The organism is Stenotrophomonas sp. 05L414_2, assembly GCF_056397905.1.
This window is the reverse complement of the sequence record NZ_JBFTOJ010000295.1, coordinates 1-2,044: the sequence shown is the minus strand read 5'-3', so window position 1 is coordinate 2,044 and position 2,044 is coordinate 1. Positions and strand designations below refer to the sequence as shown.

Sequence of the window (2,044 nt, the reverse complement as noted above, 5' to 3'; positions counted from 1 at the left end):
CAGGCCTTAGCCCCGTTTGAGATAGTGGAGGCTGATGAGCATACGGCCGACATTATCTTTGCTGTGGGCGTGAGAACTCCAAAGGGAATCAAATACGTTCCCAGCCGCCGAATGACGCTTATCGTCATCGCTGATAGGTTCACCAACTTCATTCTGGGCTGGGACATCGTTGTCCGCCGGACAATTTCCAGCTCCGACTTCCTCAGGTGCATCGATCATGCGTCCGCTGGACAGTGCCTCTCGAACGAGCTGCAACATGCACTGGAAGCCACTCTTTCGGTGGAGGCTGACGCTCCTGAATTGCGCCTTGGATTTGGCAGCCTATTTGTCGACAACGCGCTCGCGCACCTATCAGACACAGTGGCCGACAGGGTTAGGGCGGAGACTGGCGCTGCTATCTCTTTCGGGGCGATTAGGCGACCGAAACGCCGATCGCTTGTCGAGCGGGTGTTTGGTTGGATGGCATCGAATGTTTTTCAGCAATCACCTTCGACCACGGGAAACAGCCCAACGGACACCAGGCGCAACCAGCCGGAACGTAAAGCGGTGAAGCATCAGGTCACCCTTGAAAAGCTGATGGAAGAAACTTCTAAGGCCATTGCGCGCTGGAACTCAACGCCTACAGAGGCCAACTACGGCAGCAGTCCCACTGACCAAATGCTTGAGTACTATGCCCCTGGCTCCGGTTGCTTGGCCCCACTGGGGCCGCCTCGCCCCACGCTGACACCTCCGCTTCGAGTGGAGGTGGCCTCCGCCACCGTTAGGGGGTCCCAGAAGAAGGGCAGACTGCCTCGCGTCAGCTACGCGAGCGTCGAGTACGGCTCTCCCATCTTGGCCACGCGCTGGGATCTGATTGGGCAGGCGGTCACGCTCCATGCAGATCCCTACGACATCTTCCGTATTCATGCATATACAGGTGACGGAAGGGAGCTTGGTGAGCTCGTGCCACTGAGCTCGCGGTGGCGGTATCCGCACTCCCGAGAGCTCCGAAGATTGCTTAGATCCAAGATCGAAGGCGCTCGGGACCAGCCCTTTGCCGACATCGTTGGCTTGGAGCTTCAAGAATTAGCTCAGAAAGCCTTGGATACTTGCACAACAATGCCCCGAGCCACGCACGCAGCGACTGTCCTAGCTGAGGAGGGGAGGAAGGGCTACAGGCCCGACATGACGACGACAACTTCCGTCAAGCGGGTTGACACACAGACGTTGGCATCCCGGATCCGTCGGTCAAGAAACATTGACTTCACCGTCATCGGAAAATGATGAGGTCGCAAATGGAGATCAACGAGAGCATTGCCGCCATCCAGGCGTCTTACCCATCTTTGCGAGACCACCACCCCTTACTGATGGCATCGGCGGTGCTTCCCACCGGGCCGATAAAGGAGGTGTCTCGTCTGGTGTTTGACCGGGCGCAGCGATTTCGGTCCTCAATTGCGTTTTGGGCGCATCCGTTGTGCGGCAAGTCTTCTTGTATCTATGCGCTGCAGAAGCTCGCCCCTATTCAGTACCCTGGATCGGCATTCGTTATATACGAGCCGACTTCAAAGGACGTGGCGGCTGAGGGCGCATTGATCGAGGATCTTCTCTCAATGATCGACTATGAGCCCCGCGTCCTTCGCTCTCTCGCCGGAAAGCGCGATCAACTGCTTCGGGCTCTTTATGCACTGTCTGTCGCAGGAAGGCATCTCTTCTTGGTCATTGACGAAGCACAAAACTTGCACGTCAAGGACCTAGGCTGGCTGAAGCGCATCGTGAACTGGCTAACCACGCACGAGGTCAAAGTTACGGTTGTCCTTTTTGGTCAAAGCCAGCTTTGCTCGATGCATCAACGTTTCATGGCAGAGATGCCAGATCTGACCGTCCGATTCATGGCAGACCTGGTTGAGTTCAGAAGTCTGCAAGATGCGACTGATCTCCGCGGAGTGCTCAAGTCGTGCGACGAGGAGACCGAGTACCCCTCGGGGTCCGGTTGGTCATATACGCAGTACCTATGGCCACTCGCGCATGCCAACGGGTTCCGCTTAGCCAGTTGCGCTGTGGATCT

General features: G+C 56.9%; 2 protein-coding genes. Both read left to right on the top strand.

The features are described from left to right. Positions 1 to 1,263 (top strand): hypothetical protein (locus AC1DJN_RS21750; protein ID WP_478040222.1); only part of this gene is annotated, 1,263 nt, incomplete at its 5' end. 11 nt (positions 1,264 to 1,274) lie between these two features. Next, the coding region (locus AC1DJN_RS21745; protein ID WP_478040219.1) for an ATP-binding protein at positions 1,275 to 2,044 on the top strand (770 nt) is incomplete at its 3' end.